Below are 19,157 nucleotides of genomic sequence, written 5' to 3'. Positions count from 1 at the left end.
CTGCCTATTTTGGGCTCATGGACAGCGCGCCGCGTGACACCCCCGACGACAACCCCAACCCGCTGCACCGGCTCTCCCTCGACGCACTGCGCCGGCGTACGAGCATGAAGTGGCGCACTTACCCGGAGGATGTGCTGCCGCTGTGGGTGGCGGAGATGGACGTACCGCTGGCCGCGCCGGTCGCCCGGGCCATCACGGACGCGGTCGCGCTCGGCGACACCGGCTATCCGGCGGGGAACGCGTACGCCGGGGCGCTCGCCGACTTCGCCCGCACACGGTGGGGCTGGGACGGGCTCGCCGTGGAGCGCACGGCGATCGTGCCGGACGTGATGCTGGGCATCGTCGAGATGCTCAAGCTGATCACCGGGCCGGGCGAACCGGTGGTCGTCAACTGCCCTGTCTACCCGCCGTTCTACCAGTTCGTGACGCATATGGACCGGCGTGTGGTGGAGGCACCGCTGGGCGGGGATCTGCGGATCGACTTCGCCTCGCTGGAGGCGGCGTTCCGGCATGCCACGGCGGGCGGCGGCCGGGCCGCGTACCTGTTGTGCAGCCCGCACAATCCCACCGGCACCGTGCACAGCGCCGAGGAGCTGACCGCCATCGCGGCGCTGGCGGACCGGTACGGCATCCGGGTCGTCTCCGACGAGATCCATGCGCCCGTGGTGGCGCACGACGCCGCCTTCGTGCCCTATTTGAGCGTGCCCGGGGCGGAGAACGGGCTGGCGCTGATGTCGGCCTCGAAGGCGTGGAATCTGGCCGGTCTCAAGGCCGCGGTCGCCGTCGCCGGGACGGCCGCGGCCGACGATCTGGCCCGCCTCCCGGAAGAGGTCAGCCACGGCCCCAGCCACGTCGGCATCATCGCCCACACCGCCGCCCTGCGGGACGGCCGCGACTGGCTCGACGCGGTGCGCGCCGGGATCGACGACAACCGCCGGCTGCTCGCTGACCTGCTGGCCGACCGGCTCCCCCAGGTCCGCTACCGCCCCGCGGCCGGGACCTATCTCGCCTGGCTCGACTGCCGCCCGCTGGGGCTCGGTGACGACCCCGCGGCGGCCTTTCTCGCCCGCGGCCGGGTGGCTCTCAGCCCCGGTACGAGCTTCGGCACCGGCGGCGCCGGTCACGTCCGGCTCAACCTGGCGACGTCACCCGGTCTGCTCACCGAGGCAGTACGGCGGATGGCCGCGGCGGTGGGCTGACACGATGGGGCGGGGGCCGCCGCGCGGTCGGCTCGGCCCCGTGCTCAAGCGGTCGGTGAGCGTCCTGATCCGGCGGCCCCGGCCTCCGCGCCCTCGTTGGCGCACCTTGCGGGATTCCCACTCATTAGGACATGATCTCGTTCATTGCGGGATCCGGGGCGCGGCAACGGCCGCACGGCACGGCAAGGCCCGCCGCACGGCACGGACAAGTCCCAGTGACAGCGCCGGAATTGGGTCGGTAGTGTCACTCGACCAGTCGGATCCGAAGCGCGTTACCGGAAGGGCCGAGGACGACGATGAGCGAGTCAGTGGCGCCGGGCACCGGCCGGAACCCCGGAGGCGGGGGTCCGGGTGAGCGGGCCGCGGGCGCGCTGGACCGGGGGCTGGCGATCCTGACCCATGTGGCGGGGAACCGCGGTGTCTCGACTCCGGAGATCGCGCAGGCGCTGGGGCTGACCCGGAGCACGGCGTACCGTCTCGTCGACCGCCTGGAGGAGCAGGGCTGGCTGACCCACACCCCGGCCGCGGGGCAATGGCAGTTGGGGCCGACGGCGGTCCGGCTGGCGTCCGCGGCGGTGACCTCGACCAATCTGCGCGATACCGCGGCGCCCGCGCTGCGCAAGCTCGCCGAGCTCACCCAGGAAACCGTCAGCCTCGGCGTGCCCAACGGCCTGACCATGGTGTTCGTTCACCGCGAGCGCGGCACCCGGCCGGCCGTGGTGACCGCGGAGCTGGGCGCCTCCCGCCCCCTGCACTCCAGCTCGCTGGGCCGCGCCTATCTGGCCGCGCTGCCGCCGCAGAAGCTGACGGACACCCTGATCGAGCTGGTCCGCGACCCGATATCGCCGGTGTCCGCGGCCACCGTCTCGGAGGTGCATGCCGAGGTCGAGCGCACCCGGGAGCGTGGCTGGTCCCAGGACCTGCGGGACTTCGACGAGTCGAGCTGCTGCTGCGGCGCCGCCGTCTACGACCACACCGGGATGCCGGTCGCCTGTATCAGCGTGGCCGGTGTGGCCGAACGTATGGCGCCGCTGGTGCCGACCTACGGGCCGGTGGTGGCGCAGGTGTGCCGGGAACTCTCCGCGGCGCTGGGCTACTTGCCGCCCGGGACCCACGGCGCGTCCGCAACGTCCCGCCATTGATCCGAACGCCGCCCCCTAAGGCACGGCGACGCACTCCCCGGCACCATCGGGCACGGTGCTGCGCACCGGGTTGGTCAGCCGCCCGATTCCCTCCACCTCCGACTCCAGCAGATCGCCCGGCCGCAGGGCGCGCGGCGGCCGCATGTAGTCGCCGCTGCCCGCCGGGGTTCCGGTCAGCACCACATCACCGGGCCGCAGGGTGAAGAACCGGCTGAGGTAGGCGATCAGCGCCGGGACACCGAAGACCATGTCGGCCGTCGAACCGTCCTGCACCGTCTCGCCGTTGACCCGGGTACGGATCCGCAGCCGCTGCGGGTCCGGTATCTCGTCTGCGGTCACCAGCACCGGCCCGAAGGGGCAGAAGGTGTCCAGGCCCTTGCCCCGCAGCCACTGTCCGTCGCGTTCCTGGAGGTCGCGGGCGGAGATGTCGTTGGCGACGGTGTAGCCGAAGACGTACCGCAGCGCGTCCGCCTCGGACACCTGCCGGGCCTCGGTGCCGATGATGACCGCCAACTCCGTTTCCCAGTCTACGCGTTGGGTCAGTTCCGGATCGATGACGACCGCCTCGCCGCTGCCGATGACGCTGGAGGAGAGCTTGGGGAAGAGGCAGGGCTCGGCGGGGCGTTCCCTGCCCCGCTCCGCTATGGCGTCCCGGTAGTTCAGCCCGACTCCGTACAGCGCTCCCGGCCGGTACGGCAGGGCCGGCACGAGGTCGGCCCCGGTGGGCAGTTGGCCCCACGACCACGGCAGGGTGCCGCCGGCGATGACCTCCGCCAGGGAGATATAGGGCGGTGCCAGCCGCCAGGGGTCCTGCGGGGCCAGCCGGCCGGCGAGCCGGTCGCGCCCCTGATGGGTGAGGGTGGCCAGATACATGGGGCTCTCCAGGTACGGCGCCCCGTCGCGGCTGCGGCGGGGCGCTCGGCAGATGCGGAGGAAGCGTCGGGGTGGGGCAGCGCCCCGTACGCGCCTATGACGCCGGGCACCGTGCGTTCGGATAAGCGGGGATCCGCATCTCGGCCCCGCCCCTGGGTGGTCCGTGACATGATTTACTCCTCAACAACAAGGCGTGTCCCATTAATTGGGACTCGACACCATCCAGTGAGACGCAATGTGTTGACCGTACGGGAGACCACCGGTCGGCCGCAACGACCGGATCTCCTGGAAATGCGGGGAAGGGCGCGACGGCCGGACGACACCGCGAAGCACGGCGGGCGGCGGTCCGGGACCCTTCGGCACCGTCGGCTGCCGGGGCCGCCGCCGGCCGTTCCGCGCACCGCCCTTGAGGCCGTTTTGGAGTGCGCGGCGTTTCTCCATACGATCCGGCAATGATCACAAGAAAACGGCTGGCGGCCGGGGTGTGCGGCCTGCTCGCCGCGCTAGCCGCCGGGCTGCTCCCCACACCTGCCGTCGCCGCTGAACCGGCGGCGAAGTCTTCCCCCAAGGTCGAGTTGACGCTCGATGTCAGCGGCTCGATGCGGGCCCGGGACATCGACGGGCAGAGCCGGATGGCCGCCGCGAAGCAGGCGTTCAACGAGGTACTGGACGCCGTGCCGGAGGATGTCCAGCTCGGCATACGTACCCTCGGCGCCAACTACCGAGGCGAGGACCGGAAGGTCGGCTGCAAGGACACCCGGCAGCTCTACCCGGTCGGACCGCTCGACCGGACCGAGGCGAAGACCGCGGTGGCCACCCTCGCACCCACCGGCTGGACGCCCATCGGGCCCGCCCTGCTGGGCGCGGCCGACGACCTCAAGGGCGGCGACGGGTCCCGCCGGATCGTCCTCATCACGGACGGCGAGGACACCTGCGCCCCGCTCGACCCCTGCCAGGTGGCCCGGGACATCGCCGCCAAGGGCATCCACCTCACCGTCGACACCCTCGGCCTGCTGCCGGACGCCAAGACCCGCAACCAGCTGAGCTGTATCGCGGAGGCGACCGGCGGTACCTACACCTCGGTCCAGCACACCAAGGAACTCCGGGACCGCGTCCACCAGTTGGTCGACCGCGCCGCCCGTCCCGTCGTCACTCCGAAGCCGGCCGAGGGCGCCCAGGAGTGCGCCGGCGCCCCGGAGCTCAAGGCCGGTCTCTACACCGACCGGGAGAAGTTCGCCGAGCACCGCTGGTACCGGGTGGCGGTCCGGCCCGGCCAGGAACTGCGGGCTTCGGTGAGCATCGCCGCCGACCGCGCGGTCAACAACGACTACGGGGTGCTGCTGCGCGCCTCGACCGTGCACGGCCGGGAGATCGTCCGTGGTGCGGAGGCCGGTGACGGCCGTACGGATGTGATCTCTTCCGGACTGCGCTACCCCAAACCGCCGCTCACGTCCTCGGACGATGACGATACGGACAAGCCGGCGACGGAGACCGTCTGCCTCCAGGTCAGCAACTCCTTCTCGGCACCCGCCTCGGTCAAGACCGACCCGGGCCTGCCGGTCGAACTGACCGTCGACCTGGTGGACGGTCCCGACGACGCCTCCGACGCGGCCTTCTTCGGTCTCGGCCACGGCTGGTGGTACCTGATCGCCCTGGTGCTCACGGGCCTGGTGGCCGGTCTGCTGTGGGGCTGGATCTCCCGTTGGCGTGTCACCGTCTGGAGGACCAACTGATGCGCGCTCTACGCACCCTGATGACGGCCGTGCTGGCGAGCGCGGGGCTCCTCGGCCTGGCGGGATCCGCCGTCGCCGACAGCCCCTCCCCCAGCACGAGCGCCGGCGCCGATGCGGAGGCGGCCGCTCCGACCGAGGCCGGCACCTCCTTCCGTACCGCCACCGCCATCAAGCCGGACCAGCGGGCCACGGCCAGCGCCTCCACCGGCGACTACCTCTACTGGGTGCTGCCCGTCGACGCGGGACAGCGCGCCACCGTGAAGGCCAAGGTGACGCTCCCGCAGGCCACCCGGCACGGCGCCGCCACCTGGCAGCTCGATGTCTACGACGGGCTGCGCCGCCGCCAGGCGTGTATGTACGGCGCGCAGACCAGGAAGGCGGCACCGGACGCCGGTTCCGTCGAACTGTCCTGCACCTTGCGCACGGTCCGCGCCTGGGCGGAACCGTGGGCGAACGACCCGCTGCCGGGCAGCTATTACCTGCGGCTGACGGTCATCGACCTGCCGAAGGACGACCTCGGGCTGCCGGTACGCGCCGAGATCGACGCCACCACGGCGGACATGGGCGGTGCCCATGCGGTCGACGGCAGCCTCGCCGCGCCCCTGGTGCCCGGCGCCGCCGCCGCGACACCGCAGGCCGAGGAGAGCAGCGCCCCCGGGGCCTCCGCGGCCCTCGGTGAGCCGGACGGCGGCTGGTCCTCGGGCTGGTGGTCCGACCGCTGGATCTGGACCGCGGTGGGCGGGGTGCTCGCGGCCCTCGCCGGTATCGCCGGCTACCGCTTCACCCGGGGCTCCGGCCGCCCGTCCCACCTGCCGCCGGGCGCCTGACCGACCGGGGCGGCCAGGGCACCGTGCCGTGGCCGCCCCGCACCGGATTTCTCCGATGCGGGGAGCCGGCCGCGGCCGGTGCGGCGCCGTCAGCGCTCAGGCGTTGCGCCGAGTGCGGCACGGTCAGCGCTCAGCCACGGAGGCGAGTGCTCAGCAGTTGCAGCAGCTGAGGCATTCACAGCAGCCGAGGCATTCGCACCCGCAGCCGTCGCAATCGCAGTTGTGACAGCACCCCTCGCGCTTCTTGCGCGACCACGGGCCCTCGAACTCCTCGGCACAGCACAGCCGGCAGGTGCAGCACAGCCCGATGGCGGCCGCGCAGCCGGCGAAGAAACCACGGGGCTTCTTCGGCTGCTGCGGGAACTGCGGCAGCCCACCGCCGCCACCGCCCGAGCCGCCGCCGTCGCCACCGCCCGGACCACCCGGGGGCTGCTGGCCACCGTGGTAAGGGGTCTGCGGCCCGTTCAGCTGCTGCCCGCCCTGGGCGTACGGGCCGCCGGCCGGCGCCTGGCCGTACTGCGGGGACTGGCCGTACTGCGGGGGCCGGCCGTACGGGGCGGGCTGACCGGATCCGTTCCCGTAGGGGTTGCCGCCCTGGCCGCCGTACGGGCCCGGCGCGCCGTGTCCCTGATGGGAGCAGGCGGCGGTGCCGAAGGCCCGGTCCACCGACCGGCGCAGCTCATGCACCAACAGCACATGCACCAGGCCGGAGTCGGTGAACTCCACCTCGCGCAGGGCGAGACGGATGCCGTGCAGGGCGTCGTCGCACAGCCGGCGGGCCTGCGCGGCGGTGGCGCCGGTGGCGGTGAGCGGGTTCCAGGCGCCCTCGGTGGCGTCCGCGGTGCGGTCCTCCACGGCGTCGAGGAGATGGGCCAGCCGGCCGAAGAACCGGCCGGCCTCGGCCAGGGGTGCGGCGTTGCCCGGCCGGCCCGCCAACACGGCGGTATGGGCGAACGCCGCGGCGGTCGCCGTCTCGGTCGGTTCGGTGATGACCGTCAACGGCGTCCCGGGACCGGCCAGTTCCTCGATGCCCACCTGCCGGTCGACCGCGTCGACCAGCACCGCGGTGTCGAAGCCGAGAGTGGCGCCGGTGCGCGCCCCGGCCCGGTCCCAGCCCGCGGCGACCTTGCGCGCGGCGGCGGCCACCGGCCGGCGGCGCAACATGCCGTTCCGGTCGGCGACATGGTCACGTATCTTCGCCGAGGCGAGCACGAGGGACACCGAGGCCGCCAGCCGCGCGCCCTCGCCCTTCGCCACCGACGCGGTCCGCATCCCCCGCAGCGGGCAGGGTCCGGCGGTACGGCGGCGGGCCTGCGCGGGGGCCGACTGAGCATCCGTCAGCACCGAGACGATCAGCCCGTCGTAGTTCGTGACGACCCGGGCGAACTGCCCGTGATCGCCACGCAGCGCGAGACAGAGGCCGCACAGATGGGCCATCCACTCCGCTTTGAGCCCTTGGGACAGGCGATGGGTGCAGGGCCTGACGATTCCGAACATATGGAAACCCCGTAAGAAGTCGGCATGGGCCGGCCTGGGCGGACCGCGGCCGGCGGCGGCCGAAAAAGCGTATCGAGTGCGCCGCTGACCTGGACACTTGCCCCTGATACGGGGTTCCGGTGCTGACGTCCCGTCATGGGACCGGCTGGGCCCGCATCTATGGGGAGGGCGGTCGCTCCCCCTCTGCCAGGGGGTAGCAGAGGCGGAGCGACCGCGCGGCCCGGGCTCACAGGCAAAACCAGGGCCGAGCCGGGAATCGGGGAAAATCCCTCGGCTCACCCTGAGATACGCACCGTGCGGCGCGATCGTTCAGCCGGCTTCCGGATTCGTCGCGCGGCGCTCGATGAGCCCGTCGGTGAACATCAGCAGGGTCTCTGTGGGGGTGAGGGCGCGGGTGACGAGTTCGTAGCCCCCGGCCCCGGTGCCCAGGGGCGGGCCGACGGGGACGTCGACCAGACCGGCGGCGCCCTCGGGGCCGATGACCGCCGGGGGGGGAGATGGCCCGGCGGCATGGCGGCGGGCGTGGGCGAGCCGGGTGGCGGTCAGGCGCGCCAGATGCCGCACGGTGGCGGTCTCCTGCCCGGAAAAGCTGCCGCCCGCGCGCAGGGCGAGCAGCACACCGTAGCGCCGGCCGTACGCCAGGAGCGGCGCGGCCACGGTCTGGACGGCGCGACCGCCCGGCAGCACCGCCGCCGCGGTGACCGGCCGCTCCTCGTCCAGCGCCCGCACCAAGGGCGCGTCCCCGTCCGGGAACTGCGCCTCCAGCACCTTGACCAGGCCGGCCGTCGCGACGCGGGTGAGCGCTTCCGGGGACGGGGTCCGGCCGCCGGTGCCCTTCCCGGTGAGCAGGTCCACGGCCGCGGCGTCACACAGGTGCCGGCACAGGAAGCGGGCCAGCTCGGCACAGGTGGTCCGCTCGTCCAGGGCCGTGCCGATCTGCTCGGCGGCCTCTTCCACCGTGTGCAAACGGGCCAGGACACCGGCGTGCTCGGTGTCCGGGTCCGTCTCCGCGCCGTCCCGGTTCGACAAGGCCACCTCCAGGCCACTGCGGCACGCCGCGGGCGGGCGCTCCTCATGCACCCATACCATCAGCAACCCGGCATCACGGCCCGGCGCGGCGGCCGCGCCGGACCTCCGTGCGGCCGGGCGCCACCGTCGGCCGGGCCCCTGGTGACCGTCAGCTGAGGACGCCCGCGCCCAGCAGTCCGAAGAGCAGCGCTCCGACGAGGATCCGGTAGAGGACAAAGGAGTTGAAGGAGTGCTTGGCCACGAACTTCAGCAGCCAGGCGATCGAGGCGTAGGCGACGCCGAAGGAGACGACGGTGCCGATGGCCAGCGGGGCGACGGCGGCGCCGGTGCCGATGGCGTCCTTCAGCTCGTAGATCCCGGCGCCGGTGAGGGCCGGGATGCCGAGGAAGAAGGACAGCCGGGTGGCCGCGACCCGCTCCAGGTCGAGCAGCAGCGCAGTGGACATGGTCGCGCCGGAGCGGGAGAAGCCGGGGAAGAGGAGCGCGAGGATCTGTGAGCAGCCGACCCACATGGCGTCCTTGAGCGAGGTGTCGTCCTCCCCGCGCTTGTGGCGGCCCCTCCGGTCCGCCGCCCACATCACGCCGCTGCCGACGATCAGCGAGCCGGCCACCACCCAGAGCGAGGCGAGCGGGCCTTCGATCAGCGGCTTGGCGGCCAGGCCGACCGCGACGATCGGGAGGGTCGCGTAGATCACCCACCAGGCGAACTTGTAGTCGTGGTGGTAGCGCTCCTCACGGTCGCGCAGTCCGCGGAACCAGGCGCCCATGATGCGCACGATGTCCTTGAAGAAGTAGGCGAGTGCCGCGGCGATCGCGCCGACCTGGATGACCGCGGAGAACGCGACGACGGCCTTGTCGCCGACCGGGATACCCATCAGCCCCTCGACGATCTTGAGGTGGCCGGTGGAGGAGACCGGCAGGAATTCCGTCACCCCCTCGACGGCTCCGAGGACGACGGCTTGGCCGATGCTGATCGCGCTCATGGGGTCCATTCCGGGTGAGGGGGAATCGGTGGGCGTGGGGGCGCCGCGGCACACAGGGACTGTACTGGCGCGCTCGCGGTCCGGCCGAAGCGCGACGCTCCGCGGGCAGGGCCGGCGAGAGAAGGATCACGACTGCGGCATCCAGTGGCGGCGGGCCACCGGGATCCGATACGGATGAAGGAGCCGTGGGCCAAGGGTGAACAGGGCGTGGACGGCCGGGCATTGGGCCGTGTCGCCGCTTCCGCGGTGCCGGGCCGGGGTGCGCCCCGCGCGTCCCGGCGTCTACAGTTCACCGACGGTCTACAGCACTGTAGACGACCAGGGGGAGGAACGGCACGCCGCAGGGCTCCTCCCCGTCCGCAGCAGTCCACCCGAGGAGCCGGTATGCCGCTCACCGTGATCGCCATGACCATCACCTCCACCAGCACGGCAAGAGAGCCACGGCGGCCGACGGACTGCTGGGAGGCCGTGTCGTGATCCCCGCTCCCCGGTCCTCCGCCCAGCAGGGCACCAGTCGGGTCACCCCCACCGAGCCGCCCGCCACCCCGGCACGCACCTCCGCCGACGCCCCGGGCGAACCGGCGCCGCCCGCCCCGTTCAAGCCGCCCGCCCCGGCCAAGCCGCCCTCCCCGGCCAAACAGCGCGACGCGTTCTTCGACAACGCCAAATACCTGGCCATCGTCCTGGTGGCGCTCGGGCACGCCTGGGAGCCGTACTACCACGGCAGCCGGAGCGCGGCGTCGCTGTATCTCTTCGTGTACGCCTTCCACATGCCGGCCTTCACCGTCATCTCCGGCTATTTCTCGCGCAGTTTCGACCTGCGCCGCGACCGGCTCCAGCGGCTGCTCACCGGTGTCGCCGTCCCGTTCGTCGTCTTCCAGACGGCCTTCGCGCTCTTCCGGTACTGGGCCGGTGACATCCCGAGTTTCACGGTCAGCCTGCTGGATCCGTGGTTCCTCACCTGGTTCCTGGCGGCCCTGTTCATCTGGCGGCTCACCGCTCCGTTGTGGCGGATCGTGCGCTGGCCGGTGCCTTTGGCCCTCGTGATCGCCATCGCGGCTTCCGCGTCCCCGGACGTCGGCACCGAGCTGGACCTCCAGCGGGTGCTGCAATTCCTGCCGTTCTTCGTCCTCGGTATGTGTCTGAAGGCGGAGCACTTCAGCCTGGTGCGCCGCTGGCCGGTGCGGATCGCCGCGGTGCCCGTCCTGGCGGTGGCGCTGGTCTTCGCGTACTGGGCCGTGCCCCGGATGAACGACGCCTGGTTCTACCACACGGACAGCGCCGAGAACCTGGGCGCTCCGTGGTGGGTCGGTGCGCTGATGCAGCTCGCCATGTTCGGCTGCTCGCTGGTGCTGACGGCGTGCTTCCTGGCCTGGGTGCCGGGCCGCCGGATGTGGTGCACCGCGCTGGGCGCCGGCACGCTCTACGGCTATCTGCTGCACGGCTTCCTCGCCAAGGGCTCCCGCTGGTGGGACTGGTACGACACCGGCTGGGTCCGCACCCCGTGGGGCGCCATCGCCGTCACCTTCATCGCCGCAGCGGTCGTGACGCTGCTGTGCACACGGCCGGTGCAGCGGGTCTTCCGCTGCGTGATGGAGCCGAAGATGACATGGGCGTTCAGAGCGGAGCCCCGGACCGGTGGGGCGGCGCCCCCTGCCGGGAAACAGGCGGCCGGGAAGCAGACGACGGAGAAGCAGGCGGCGCCCTAAGGGATCTCGGGTGCCCCCTAGTAGGGGATCTTCGGTGCCTCGTCCGCTCCAGGGCCAGGATCGCCCCGGCGGATAGCATCAGTACTGTTGGCGTGGCTCATACCTGCGGTGGTGGCTCCCTCATGGGCCGGTCGAGTACTTGACAGCACACGATCGGACGTCCTGCGAGAGAGCCGGCAGGCCCATGAGCCCCGGCCACCCGAACCCTGCAGAGGCGCCGATCATGGATCCAGCTGCCGCGGCACCGCCACCCCCTACGGGCATCAGCCTGCGCCAGTTGCTGATGTCGCTGGGCGAGCCCCTGGTGGAGCTCCAGACCGCGCCCGACGGGCTGGACGTCGAGATCCGCAGCGTCGCACTGCTCGACCCCGAGGACCCGCCGATGGCCCGCCCCGGCGAGCTGATCCTCGCGATAGGAGCCCGGGGGCGCGCGGCGTTCCCGGCACTGCGGGCCGGCGGACGCGACGGAGCCGCCGCCGTGGCGGTCAAGCTGGACGCTCCCGGGCAGGCCGCGGCGCTCACTGCGACCGCCGTCGAGGCGGGCATCGCGCTGCTGTCCGTACGGAGCGAAGCGCGCTGGGAGCAGGTGGACGCGCTGGCCCGCGCGGCGCTGGAGAGTGCGCCACTGGGGCGCCCCGGTGAGGGGGCCGAGGAAGGCGACCTGTTCGCGCTCGCCCAGACCACCGCCATCCTCACCGGCGGCATCGTCAGCATCGAGGACACCGCCAACCGCGTGCTGGCCTACTCCCGATCCGCCGACGACGACGAGGTCGATGACCTGCGGCGGCGGTCCATCCTGGGGTGGCACGGCCCGGAGGCGTATCTGTCGCGGCTGCGCGAGTGGGGCGTGTTCCAGCGGCTGCACACCTCCGACGAAGTGATCAACATCGATGCCCACCCCGAGCTGGGGATCCGCCGGCGGCTCGCGGTGGCCATTCGGTCCGGGGAACGGCAGCTGGGCGTCATCTGGGTGCAGGAGGGCTCCACGCCACTGACCGAGCGCGCGGACCAGGCGCTGCTGGGCGCGGCCCGGGTCGCCGCCCTGCATCTGGTACGCCGCCGCCGGGAGCTCTCCGCCGACCTGACACTGACCCGTACGCTCGCGGCCGGGCTGCTGGAGGGCAGCACCGGGTCGCAGCCGCTGGCGAGCCATCTGGCCCTGGACGCGGCCCGCCCGGCCGCCGTACTGGGCTTCTCGTACGGGACGGCCGAGGCCACCCCGCCGGAGCTGACCCGCGGCGAGGTCAGCAACCTGATCTCGGTGCACACCGCCGCCCGGCACAGCAGCTCCGTGGTCACCCAGGTCGACGCGCGGATCTATGTGCTGCTGCCGCAGCTGCCGCGCAGCATCGACACCGGCACGCTGCGCGGCTGGGGCCAGGAGATCACCGACGCGGCCGGCCGCCACCTGGGCCTGTCGCTGCGCGGCTCCGTCGGCTGCATCGTGCCGGGCCTCGGGGAGATTCCCGAGTCGCGCCGGGAGGCGGACCGGATCCTGGACGCCATGCTGAGCGTCGGGGTCGCCACCACGGTCGCCGCGCTGCCGGACATCCAGGCGGAGGTACTCGTCAGCGAGGTGCTGGCGCTGCTGTCGGCGCACCCCGAGATGCGCGACCCCCGGCTGACCGCCCTGGTGACCCATGACAGCCGCAACCAGGGGCAGTTGGCCGAGACCGTGCTCGCCTATCTGAACGCCTTCGGTGACGTACGGGCCGCCGCCACCGAGCTGCATGTGCACCCCAACACGCTGCGCTACCGGATCCGCCGGGCCGAGGACCTGACCGGTCTCGACCTCAGCCGCCCGGATCAGCGGCTGCTGGCCATGCTCCAGCTGCGGCTGCCGTCCGCCGGCTGAAGTGGGGCGCGCGGCGGCCGGTGGCGCGACGGCCCGGCCGGGACGCCGCGCCGGGCGGCTGAGCCACGGGCTCCGGTATCCGGGCACCTGAATCCGCCGCACCGCCGATAGTCAGCCGTTCTCCTAAACTGGGCGATACTGCTCCATTCAGCTGACGGGCTGGCGATGATGAGTGCGGAAAATGCCCTGCCGGGTGCCTCGGACCGCGCGTGCGATATCGCGAAGGCGGCCACCACCGAACTGGACGGCCACGGCCGGATCGTGGCCTGGACCAGGGCGGCGGAGCGGCTGCTCGGCTATCCGGCCGCGGAAATCCTGCACCACCCCGCCGCGGAGCTGCTGGCGATACCGGGCGACGAGTTGCGGGTGGCCTCGGTGGCCCGGTGGTGCCGGGCGGGGGACGGCTGGGGCGGCTCGGTCGCGGCGCGCCACCGGGACGGCCGGGAGGTGCAGCTGGCGGTGCAGGTCACACCCGTGCTCGACGGCGCCGGCGCCGAGCGGTGGTCCGTCCTCGCCATGGAGGAGTGGCGGGTGCCGGGCGGCGGGGTGAACCAGCTGATGCTCGAACCGTTCCTGGCGCATGCCCCGGTCGGCATGGCCGTGCTCGACACCGACCTGCGGTACGTCTGGGTGAACGACGTACTGGAGCGTCTGATCCCCCTGGACCAGCGGCTCGGCAAGCAGGTGCACGAGATCCTGCCGAGGAGGGAGGCCGAGGCGTTCGAGGAGCGGATGCTGCGGGTCCTGAGGACCGGGTCGCCGGTGATGGACTATGAATTCCGCAGCCCCACCTATGCGGACCCCCACCAGGAACGCGCCTACTCGGCGTCCTTCTTCGGACTGTCGGACCCCCAGGGCCGGCGGATCGGCCTCTGGTACATGGTCATCGATGTCACCGAACGCTGGCGGGCGCAGGAGCGTCTGGCCCTTCTGAACGACGCCAGCGTCCGGATCGGCAGCACGCTCGATGTCACCCGGACCGCACAGGAACTGGCCGATGTCGCCGTGCCGGCGCTCGCCGACTTCGTCGCCGTCGATCTGCTGGATTCGGTTCTCCGGGGCGAGGAGCCGGTGCCCGGACCGGTCGACAGCACCCCCACCCTGCGCCGCTGCGGTCAGCAGTCGGTCCACGAGGGCTGCCCGGAGGCCGTTCTGGCCGTGGGGGAAGCCGTCCAGCGGTCCCCCTCGTCACCGATCGCCCGCTGTCTGCTCAAGGGCGCGTCCCTGGTGGAGCCGGTCCTGGACCTCACCACGAGTGCCTGGGTCACCGAGGACCCGGTGCGGGCCGCCGTCATCCGGGAGTTCGGTTTCCGTTCGGTGATGGTGGCGCCGGTGCAGGCCCGTGGCATCACCCTGGGCGCGGCGACCTTCTTCCGGTCCCGCCGTCTGGGGCCCTTCGAGGCGGACGACGTCCAGCTGGCCGAGGAGCTGGTCGCGCGGGCCGCGGTGTGTATTGACAACGCGCGCCGTTTCACCCGTGAGCGGTCCGCGGCCCGGGTGATGCAGCAGAATCTGCTGCCGCACGAGCTGACCGGCGGGTCCGCGCTGGAGGTGGCGTCGTGGTACTTCCCGGCGGACGCGCCGAGCGGGGTGGGCGGCGACTGGTTCGATGTGATCCCGCTGTCCGGGGCGCGGGTCGCCCTGGTCGTCGGGGATGTGGTCGGACACGGCATCAATGCCGCGGCCACCATGGGGCGGCTGCGTACCGCCGTCCGCACACTGGCGAATCTGGATCTGCCGCCCGATGAACTGCTGGCCCGTCTGGACGACCTGGTCATCGGCCTGGTCAAGACGCACCGTGCCGACCCGGCGGCGGACGCCGGGAACCCGAGTGTGGCCTCGACGTTCATGGGCGCCACCTGTCTGTACGCCGTCTACGACCCGGTCAGCCGGCGGTGCAGCATGGCGCGGGCCGGCCATCTGCCGCCCCTGATCGTCGGCCCCGACGGCGCCGTGGACTGCCCGGACCTGCCCGCCGGGCCGCCGCTCGGCCTCGGGTCGCTGCCCTTTGAAGCCGTCGAGGTGGAACCGGCCGAGGGCAGCCTGATCGCGCTCTACACCAACGGGCTGATCGAGACCCGCGACCAGGACATCGAGGTCGGGCTGTCCCGGCTGAGCCGGGTCCTCTCGGTGCCCGGGGAGACGCTGAAGGAGCTCGGCGGGAATGTGATCAAGACTCTGCTGACCGGCCCGCCGTCCGACGACGCCGCGCTGCTCCTCGCCCGGACCCACGCCCTGGACGCGCAACGGGTCGCCTCCTGGGAGCTGACCTGCGATCCGGCCGTCGTCGGCACCGCCCGTGGCCTCGCCGACCAACAGCTGACCGAGTGGGGCATGGACGCTCTGCTGTTCACCACGGAGCTGATCGTCAGCGAACTGGTCACCAACGCCATCCGCCACGCCTCCGGGCCGATCACCCTGCGTCTGATCCGGCAGGACGTCCTGATCTGCGAGGTCTCCGACGCCAGCAGCACCTCGCCGCGCCTGCGCCATGCCCGGACCACCGACGAGGGCGGCCGCGGACTGTTCATCGTCGCGCAGCTCACCCGGCGATGGGGCACCCGCTACACCCCGACCGGCAAGGTCCTCTGGACCGAGCAGAGCCTGCCGTCCGACGCGGGCGGCGCCGACGAGGAGGACTGAGGCGGGCTCGCGGACGGACATCCAGGGCATCCGGGCGTCCCAGGGCCGCTCAGCCCGCCCCCAGAGCGCTCCGCACGCTGTCGCGCTCGCCCCCGCCGGGCACATGGCCGCAGTCGTCCCCGTCCGGGACGGGCCAGCGGACGAGACCGCGTCCGGGCAGCTCGACATAGTCGCAGTCGGTGCCGGCCACCACGCGGTGTGGCGCCGCACCGGCCCGCCCGGCGGTCAGCTGGGCGGTCACGAAAGCCGCGCTGGTCCTGACGATGTCGCGGGTCAGCCCGAGGGGCAGCAGCGCGCGGGTCTCGGCGGTCGCCTCGTCCTCACCGGCCCGCAGCACCACCCGGATATCGGGTGCCACACCGTGGGCGGCGACCGCCACGGCGATGTTGTCCAGCTCATCGGAGCCGACGGCGGCCAGCGCGCTGGCCCGCCCCAGGCCCAGCCGCGCCAGCACCGCACGGTCCTCCCCGTGCGCCAGCACCACGGGTATCCCCATCGACCGCGCGAGACGCAGGTTCGGGGCGGCGGGCTCGCGCTCGACCCCGACGACCGGAACCCCCAGCTGCCGCAGGGTCTGGCACAGGCGCAGGCCGACCTGGCCCAGCCCCACCACGATGACGTGACCGGCCCGCGGCAGCACCCTCGGCCCGAGGACTCCGACCAGCCGCGGGCCGAACAGCCGGTCCACGATGCCCGCGGTCAGCAGCGCGGTGAATCCCACGGTCACCAGCATCGCCACGCCGGACACCACCTCGTACCCGGGATGGCCGTCGTGCGGCGCGGCCGGACCCACGCCCGCCACCACCCGGGCGGCCTCCAGGAACGCGGTGCTGACCGGCTTGTGGAACACGCCCACCAGCCAGATCCAGTCCAGGACCAGGACGGTCACGATGCCCAGCAGCCCGATGAGCAGCAGCCGGGCGTCCGCGTCATGGGGCTGCAACTGCCCCCGCAGCCGTCCCAGCAGTGCCCGGCGCCGGGCGGCCGGGCTCGCCCGCCACGCCGTCTCCACCAGCCGGTCCTCCCGCGGGCGGACCGCGACCGCCCCCTGCCCGTCGTCCCATACGGCCAGCGCGTCGGGGTCGACGCACAGTCCGGCCAGCGTCGGCGCCAGGAGGTCGGCGGGCGAGACCGGCACACAGTCGCGCAGCAGCAGCCGGAGCTGCTGCGCCACTGTGCGGTCGAAGACGGTGACGACGATCCGGACGGAGTCGCAGACATGGCGTACGGCGAGGGCGTAGCGGAGCGCGGACAGATCGTCGCCCACCAGGACCGCGATGGCGGCCGGCGGTGTGGCGAGGGCCCGGCGGAGGTCCTGGTCGTCCGGCGCGGCGAGGTGGTCGACCGGGTGCCCGCTCTCCCCCAGGGAGGCACAGACCCGGCGCGCCAGCGTCGTCGCGCCGATCACCACGATCCCGGCGTCCCGTTCTGTCTGATTTGCCATGACTTCCCCGCTTTCGCCCGGCAGTTCCGCGGGGTGTGACTCCGGAGGTTCACCGCGCCGTTCACATGACATTCCGTCCTCCGACGCGCGGCGGTCGCCCACCCCTGGTGGTGTGGGTGAGGTCGCGGTCGCGGGAGCGGTCCGGGTCTGTCGGGCGGAGGGAAGGGTGGCCATGGAGTCCCCTTGCTCGTCGGCCGGCGGCGGGGCCGGTCACCAGGCCCCAGGGCCGAACTCACGCTAGAGCGCGGGCGGTCCGGGGCGTCTGTTCCGTCGGCCAAGGCTTCGCCGACGGCGTTGTCCGTCCGCACCAGCCCCGCCCCGATGCCCGCCGGGACGGGCTCGGCGAGCCGTCGGCGCCGCCGGATCTCTCCGTGCGTCCCCGGGCGAATCCGCCGTTCCGCCTCTCCGCATTAGCCGAACGGACAGCCATCGGGGGCGAATTTGTCCGGTCTCACAAATACGCCGCCGCGCACCGCCACATACGCTTACGCAAATCCCAATCCGGACGTGATGCGGCTCACCTCTCACAAGGAGGACGGGCAGTAGCGCGGCGGCGCAAAGAAGCGCTCCCCCACCCGCGCAGGCATCCGAAGGCCACGGTCACTCACCGCGCCTTCGCACATCGTCAGGGCCACGATCGCCATCACCAGCACCCGGCCCTTTCGTGCGTCCAACTGTCGAGGCGATCCCAGCAGTCACCACGTGCATGACCCCTCCAACCCTCAATGGATGTCGAAGATGACTACACCTCCCCCCAGCCCCGTGGCCGCTCCGCCCGCTCCGCCGGGGCACGGGCAGTCTCCGCAGCAGTCAGGTCTTCAGTCGGGCCTCAAGAACCGCCATCTGTCCATGATCGCCGTGGGTGGGGTCATCGGCGCCGGCCTCTTCGTGGGCTCCGCCTCCGGCATCGCCGCGGCCGGCCCCGGCATCCTGCTGTCGTACGCCCTGGTCGGCGCGCTGGTCGTGTTCGTGATGCGGATGCTCGGTGAGATGGCGGCCGCCAACCCGACCTCCGGCTCGTTCTCCGCCTACGCGGACCGGGCGCTCGGCCGCTGGGCCGGCTTCTCGATCGGCTGGCTGTACTGGTTCTTCTGGGTCGTGGTGCTCGCCGTGGAGGCGACCGCCGGTGCCGCCATCCTCACCAGCTGGGTCCCGGCCGTCCCGCAGTGGGCCTGGGCGCTGATCGTGATGGTCGTGCTCACCGCCACCAACCTCGCCTCGGTCTCCTCGTTCGGTGAGTTCGAGTTCTGGTTCGCCGGCATCAAGGTCGTCGCCATCGCCGCCTTCATCGTCATCGGCGGTCTGGCGATCTTCGGTGTGCTGCCCGGCTCCGACAACGCGGCGACCGGCTTCGCCAACCTCACCTCCCATGGCGGCTTCCTGCCGAACGGCCCCAGCGCGATCCTCACCGGTGTGCTGATGGTCGTCTTCTCCTTCATGGGCAGCGAGATCGTCACCCTCGCCGCCGGTGAGTCCGAGGACCCGCAGCGCGCGGTCACCAAGGCCACCAAGAGCGTCATCTGGCGGGTCGGCATCTTCTACCTCGGCTCGATCCTCGTGGTCGTCTCCCTGCTGCCGTGGAACGACCCGTCGATCGCCAAGCACGGCTCGTACGTCGCGGCCCTCGACTCCATAGGCATCCCGCACGCCGGCCAGATCATGAACGTCATCGTGCTGACCGCGGTGCTCTCCTGCCTCAACTCCGGCCTCTACACCGCCTCCCGGATGGCCTTCTCGCTCGGCCAGCGCGGCGACGCCCCGAAGGCCTTCGCCCGGACGAACTCGCGGGGCGTCCCGCAGGCCGCGATCATCGCCTCCGTCGTCTTCGGCTTCATCGCGGTCGGCTTCAACTACCTGTGGCCGACCACGGTCTTCCAGTTCCTGCTGAACTCGTCCGGCGCGGTCGCGCTGTTCGTCTGGCTGGTCATCTGCTTCTCGCAGCTGCGGATGCGCGGCATCATCCAGCGCGAGAACCCCGACAAGCTGATCGTGCGGATGTGGCTCTTCCCGTACCTGACCTGGGCGACGATCGCGATGATCTCGTTCGTGCTGGTCTACATGCTCACCGACGACAGTGAGGGCGGCGGCCGGATCCAGGTCGTGCTGTCGGTGCTGCTCGCCATCGTGGTCGTCGCGGTCTCCCTGGTCCGCGAGCGGCTCGGCCGCGGCGCTCCGGAGAAGGAGGCCGTCACCTCCCGCTGACCGAACGGTCTGCCATACGGGC

At 72.3% G+C, this 19,157-nt stretch carries 12 protein-coding genes and 1 pseudogene; 8 read left to right on the top strand and 5 right to left on the bottom strand.

Annotation, left to right across the window (positions count from 1 at the left end; genetic code table 11):
* Positions 1–17: 17 nt before the first annotated feature.
* Both AC3EUV_RS03780 and AC3EUV_RS03775 read left to right on the top strand, forming a co-directional pair.
* Complete coding sequence (locus AC3EUV_RS03780) at positions 18–1,199, top strand: MalY/PatB family protein (protein WP_435602136.1); 1,182 nt, start codon at positions 18–20, stop codon at positions 1,197–1,199.
* A gap of 296 nt (positions 1,200–1,495) precedes the next feature.
* The gene (locus tag AC3EUV_RS03775) at positions 1,496–2,341 is read left to right on the top strand and encodes an IclR family transcriptional regulator (RefSeq protein WP_435602135.1); all 846 of its coding nucleotides are present in this window, start codon (positions 1,496–1,498) and stop codon (positions 2,339–2,341) included.
* A 15-nt stretch (positions 2,342–2,356) separates the two neighbouring features.
* Here the strand turns inward: AC3EUV_RS03775 and AC3EUV_RS03770 are convergent, their stop codons facing one another.
* Positions 2,357–3,214: a fumarylacetoacetate hydrolase family protein gene (locus AC3EUV_RS03770; RefSeq protein ID WP_432145677.1), complete on the bottom strand. Its 858-nt coding sequence runs from the start codon at positions 3,212–3,214 to the stop codon at positions 2,357–2,359.
* A 452-nt stretch (positions 3,215–3,666) separates the two neighbouring features.
* Here AC3EUV_RS03770 and AC3EUV_RS03765 point away from each other — a divergent pair, with 452 nt between their 5' ends.
* A complete protein-coding gene (locus AC3EUV_RS03765; protein WP_435602134.1) occupies positions 3,667–4,947 on the top strand; it encodes a VWA domain-containing protein in 1,281 nt (426 codons plus the stop codon).
* The gene (locus tag AC3EUV_RS03760) at positions 4,947–5,774 is read left to right on the top strand and encodes a hypothetical protein (RefSeq protein ID WP_432145679.1); all 828 of its coding nucleotides are present in this window, start codon (positions 4,947–4,949) and stop codon (positions 5,772–5,774) included. Before AC3EUV_RS03765 ends, AC3EUV_RS03760 begins: the two co-directional genes overlap by 1 nt.
* A 150-nt stretch (positions 5,775–5,924) precedes the next feature.
* Here the strand turns inward: AC3EUV_RS03760 and AC3EUV_RS03755 are convergent, their stop codons facing one another.
* From AC3EUV_RS03755 to AC3EUV_RS03745, 3 genes and pseudogenes are all read right to left on the bottom strand, one after another.
* Positions 5,925–7,271, bottom strand: coding sequence for a DUF5685 family protein (locus AC3EUV_RS03755; RefSeq protein ID WP_432145680.1), 1,347 nt, complete (start codon positions 7,269–7,271; stop codon positions 5,925–5,927).
* A 333-nt stretch (positions 7,272–7,604) separates the two neighbouring features.
* Positions 7,605–7,733 (bottom strand): annotated as a pseudogene (locus tag AC3EUV_RS03750) (SpoIIE family protein phosphatase); the annotation flags it as partial.
* 715 nt (positions 7,734–8,448) lie between these two features.
* Positions 8,449–9,282, bottom strand: coding sequence for an undecaprenyl-diphosphate phosphatase (locus AC3EUV_RS03745; RefSeq protein ID WP_432145683.1), 834 nt, complete (start codon positions 9,280–9,282; stop codon positions 8,449–8,451).
* Positions 9,283–9,758: 476 nt separating this feature from the next.
* Here AC3EUV_RS03745 and AC3EUV_RS03740 point away from each other — a divergent pair, with 476 nt between their 5' ends.
* The 3 genes from AC3EUV_RS03740 to AC3EUV_RS03730 all read left to right on the top strand — a co-directional run bounded on the left by AC3EUV_RS03740 (position 9,759) and on the right by AC3EUV_RS03730 (position 15,489).
* Positions 9,759–10,991, top strand: coding sequence for an acyltransferase family protein (locus AC3EUV_RS03740; protein ID WP_435602271.1), 1,233 nt, complete (start codon positions 9,759–9,761; stop codon positions 10,989–10,991).
* Between the two features lie 223 nt (positions 10,992–11,214).
* A complete protein-coding gene (locus AC3EUV_RS03735) occupies positions 11,215–12,846 on the top strand; it encodes a helix-turn-helix domain-containing protein (protein WP_432145684.1) in 1,632 nt (543 codons plus the stop codon).
* 165 nt (positions 12,847–13,011) lie between these two features.
* Positions 13,012–15,489: a SpoIIE family protein phosphatase gene (locus tag AC3EUV_RS03730; protein WP_435602132.1), complete on the top strand. Its 2,478-nt coding sequence runs from the start codon at positions 13,012–13,014 to the stop codon at positions 15,487–15,489.
* A gap of 49 nt (positions 15,490–15,538) precedes the next feature.
* On the opposite strand, the gene AC3EUV_RS03725 is transcribed toward AC3EUV_RS03730, so the two are convergent.
* The gene (locus AC3EUV_RS03725) at positions 15,539–16,933 is read right to left on the bottom strand and encodes an NAD-binding protein (protein ID WP_435602131.1); all 1,395 of its coding nucleotides are present in this window, start codon (positions 16,931–16,933) and stop codon (positions 15,539–15,541) included.
* Positions 16,934–17,671: 738 nt separating this feature from the next.
* On the opposite strand from AC3EUV_RS03725, the gene AC3EUV_RS03720 reads away from it, so the two are divergent.
* Positions 17,672–19,135, top strand: coding sequence for an amino acid permease (locus AC3EUV_RS03720; protein ID WP_432145687.1), 1,464 nt, complete (start codon positions 17,672–17,674; stop codon positions 19,133–19,135).
* The last annotated feature ends 22 nt before the right edge of the window (positions 19,136–19,157 follow it).

It is taken from the genome of Streptomyces sp. bgisy130, from assembly GCF_057708345.1.
The sequence above is the reverse complement of the archived record's forward strand: the minus strand, read 5'-3'. Positions and strand labels throughout refer to the sequence as shown.

What these genes read in the sequence shown, in the direction of transcription:
- AC3EUV_RS03780 (WP_435602136.1), top strand. Translation starts at nt 18, where the DNA reads ATGGACAGCGCGCCGCGTGACACCCCCGACGACAACCCCAACCCGCTG.
- AC3EUV_RS03775 (WP_435602135.1), top strand. Translation starts at nt 1,496, where the DNA reads ATGAGCGAGTCAGTGGCGCCGGGCACCGGCCGGAACCCCGGAGGCGGG.
- AC3EUV_RS03770 (WP_432145677.1), bottom strand. Translation starts at nt 3,214, where the DNA reads ATGTATCTGGCCACCCTCACCCATCAGGGGCGCGACCGGCTCGCCGGC.
- AC3EUV_RS03765 (WP_435602134.1), top strand. Translation starts at nt 3,667, where the DNA reads ATGATCACAAGAAAACGGCTGGCGGCCGGGGTGTGCGGCCTGCTCGCC.
- AC3EUV_RS03760 (WP_432145679.1), top strand. Translation starts at nt 4,947, where the DNA reads ATGCGCGCTCTACGCACCCTGATGACGGCCGTGCTGGCGAGCGCGGGG.
- AC3EUV_RS03755 (WP_432145680.1), bottom strand. Translation starts at nt 7,271, where the DNA reads ATGTTCGGAATCGTCAGGCCCTGCACCCATCGCCTGTCCCAAGGGCTC.
- AC3EUV_RS03745 (WP_432145683.1), bottom strand. Translation starts at nt 9,282, where the DNA reads ATGAGCGCGATCAGCATCGGCCAAGCCGTCGTCCTCGGAGCCGTCGAG.
- AC3EUV_RS03735 (WP_432145684.1), top strand. Translation starts at nt 11,215, where the DNA reads ATGGATCCAGCTGCCGCGGCACCGCCACCCCCTACGGGCATCAGCCTG.
- AC3EUV_RS03730 (WP_435602132.1), top strand. Translation starts at nt 13,012, where the DNA reads ATGATGAGTGCGGAAAATGCCCTGCCGGGTGCCTCGGACCGCGCGTGC.
- AC3EUV_RS03725 (WP_435602131.1), bottom strand. Translation starts at nt 16,933, where the DNA reads ATGGCAAATCAGACAGAACGGGACGCCGGGATCGTGGTGATCGGCGCG.
- AC3EUV_RS03720 (WP_432145687.1), top strand. Translation starts at nt 17,672, where the DNA reads ATGACTACACCTCCCCCCAGCCCCGTGGCCGCTCCGCCCGCTCCGCCG.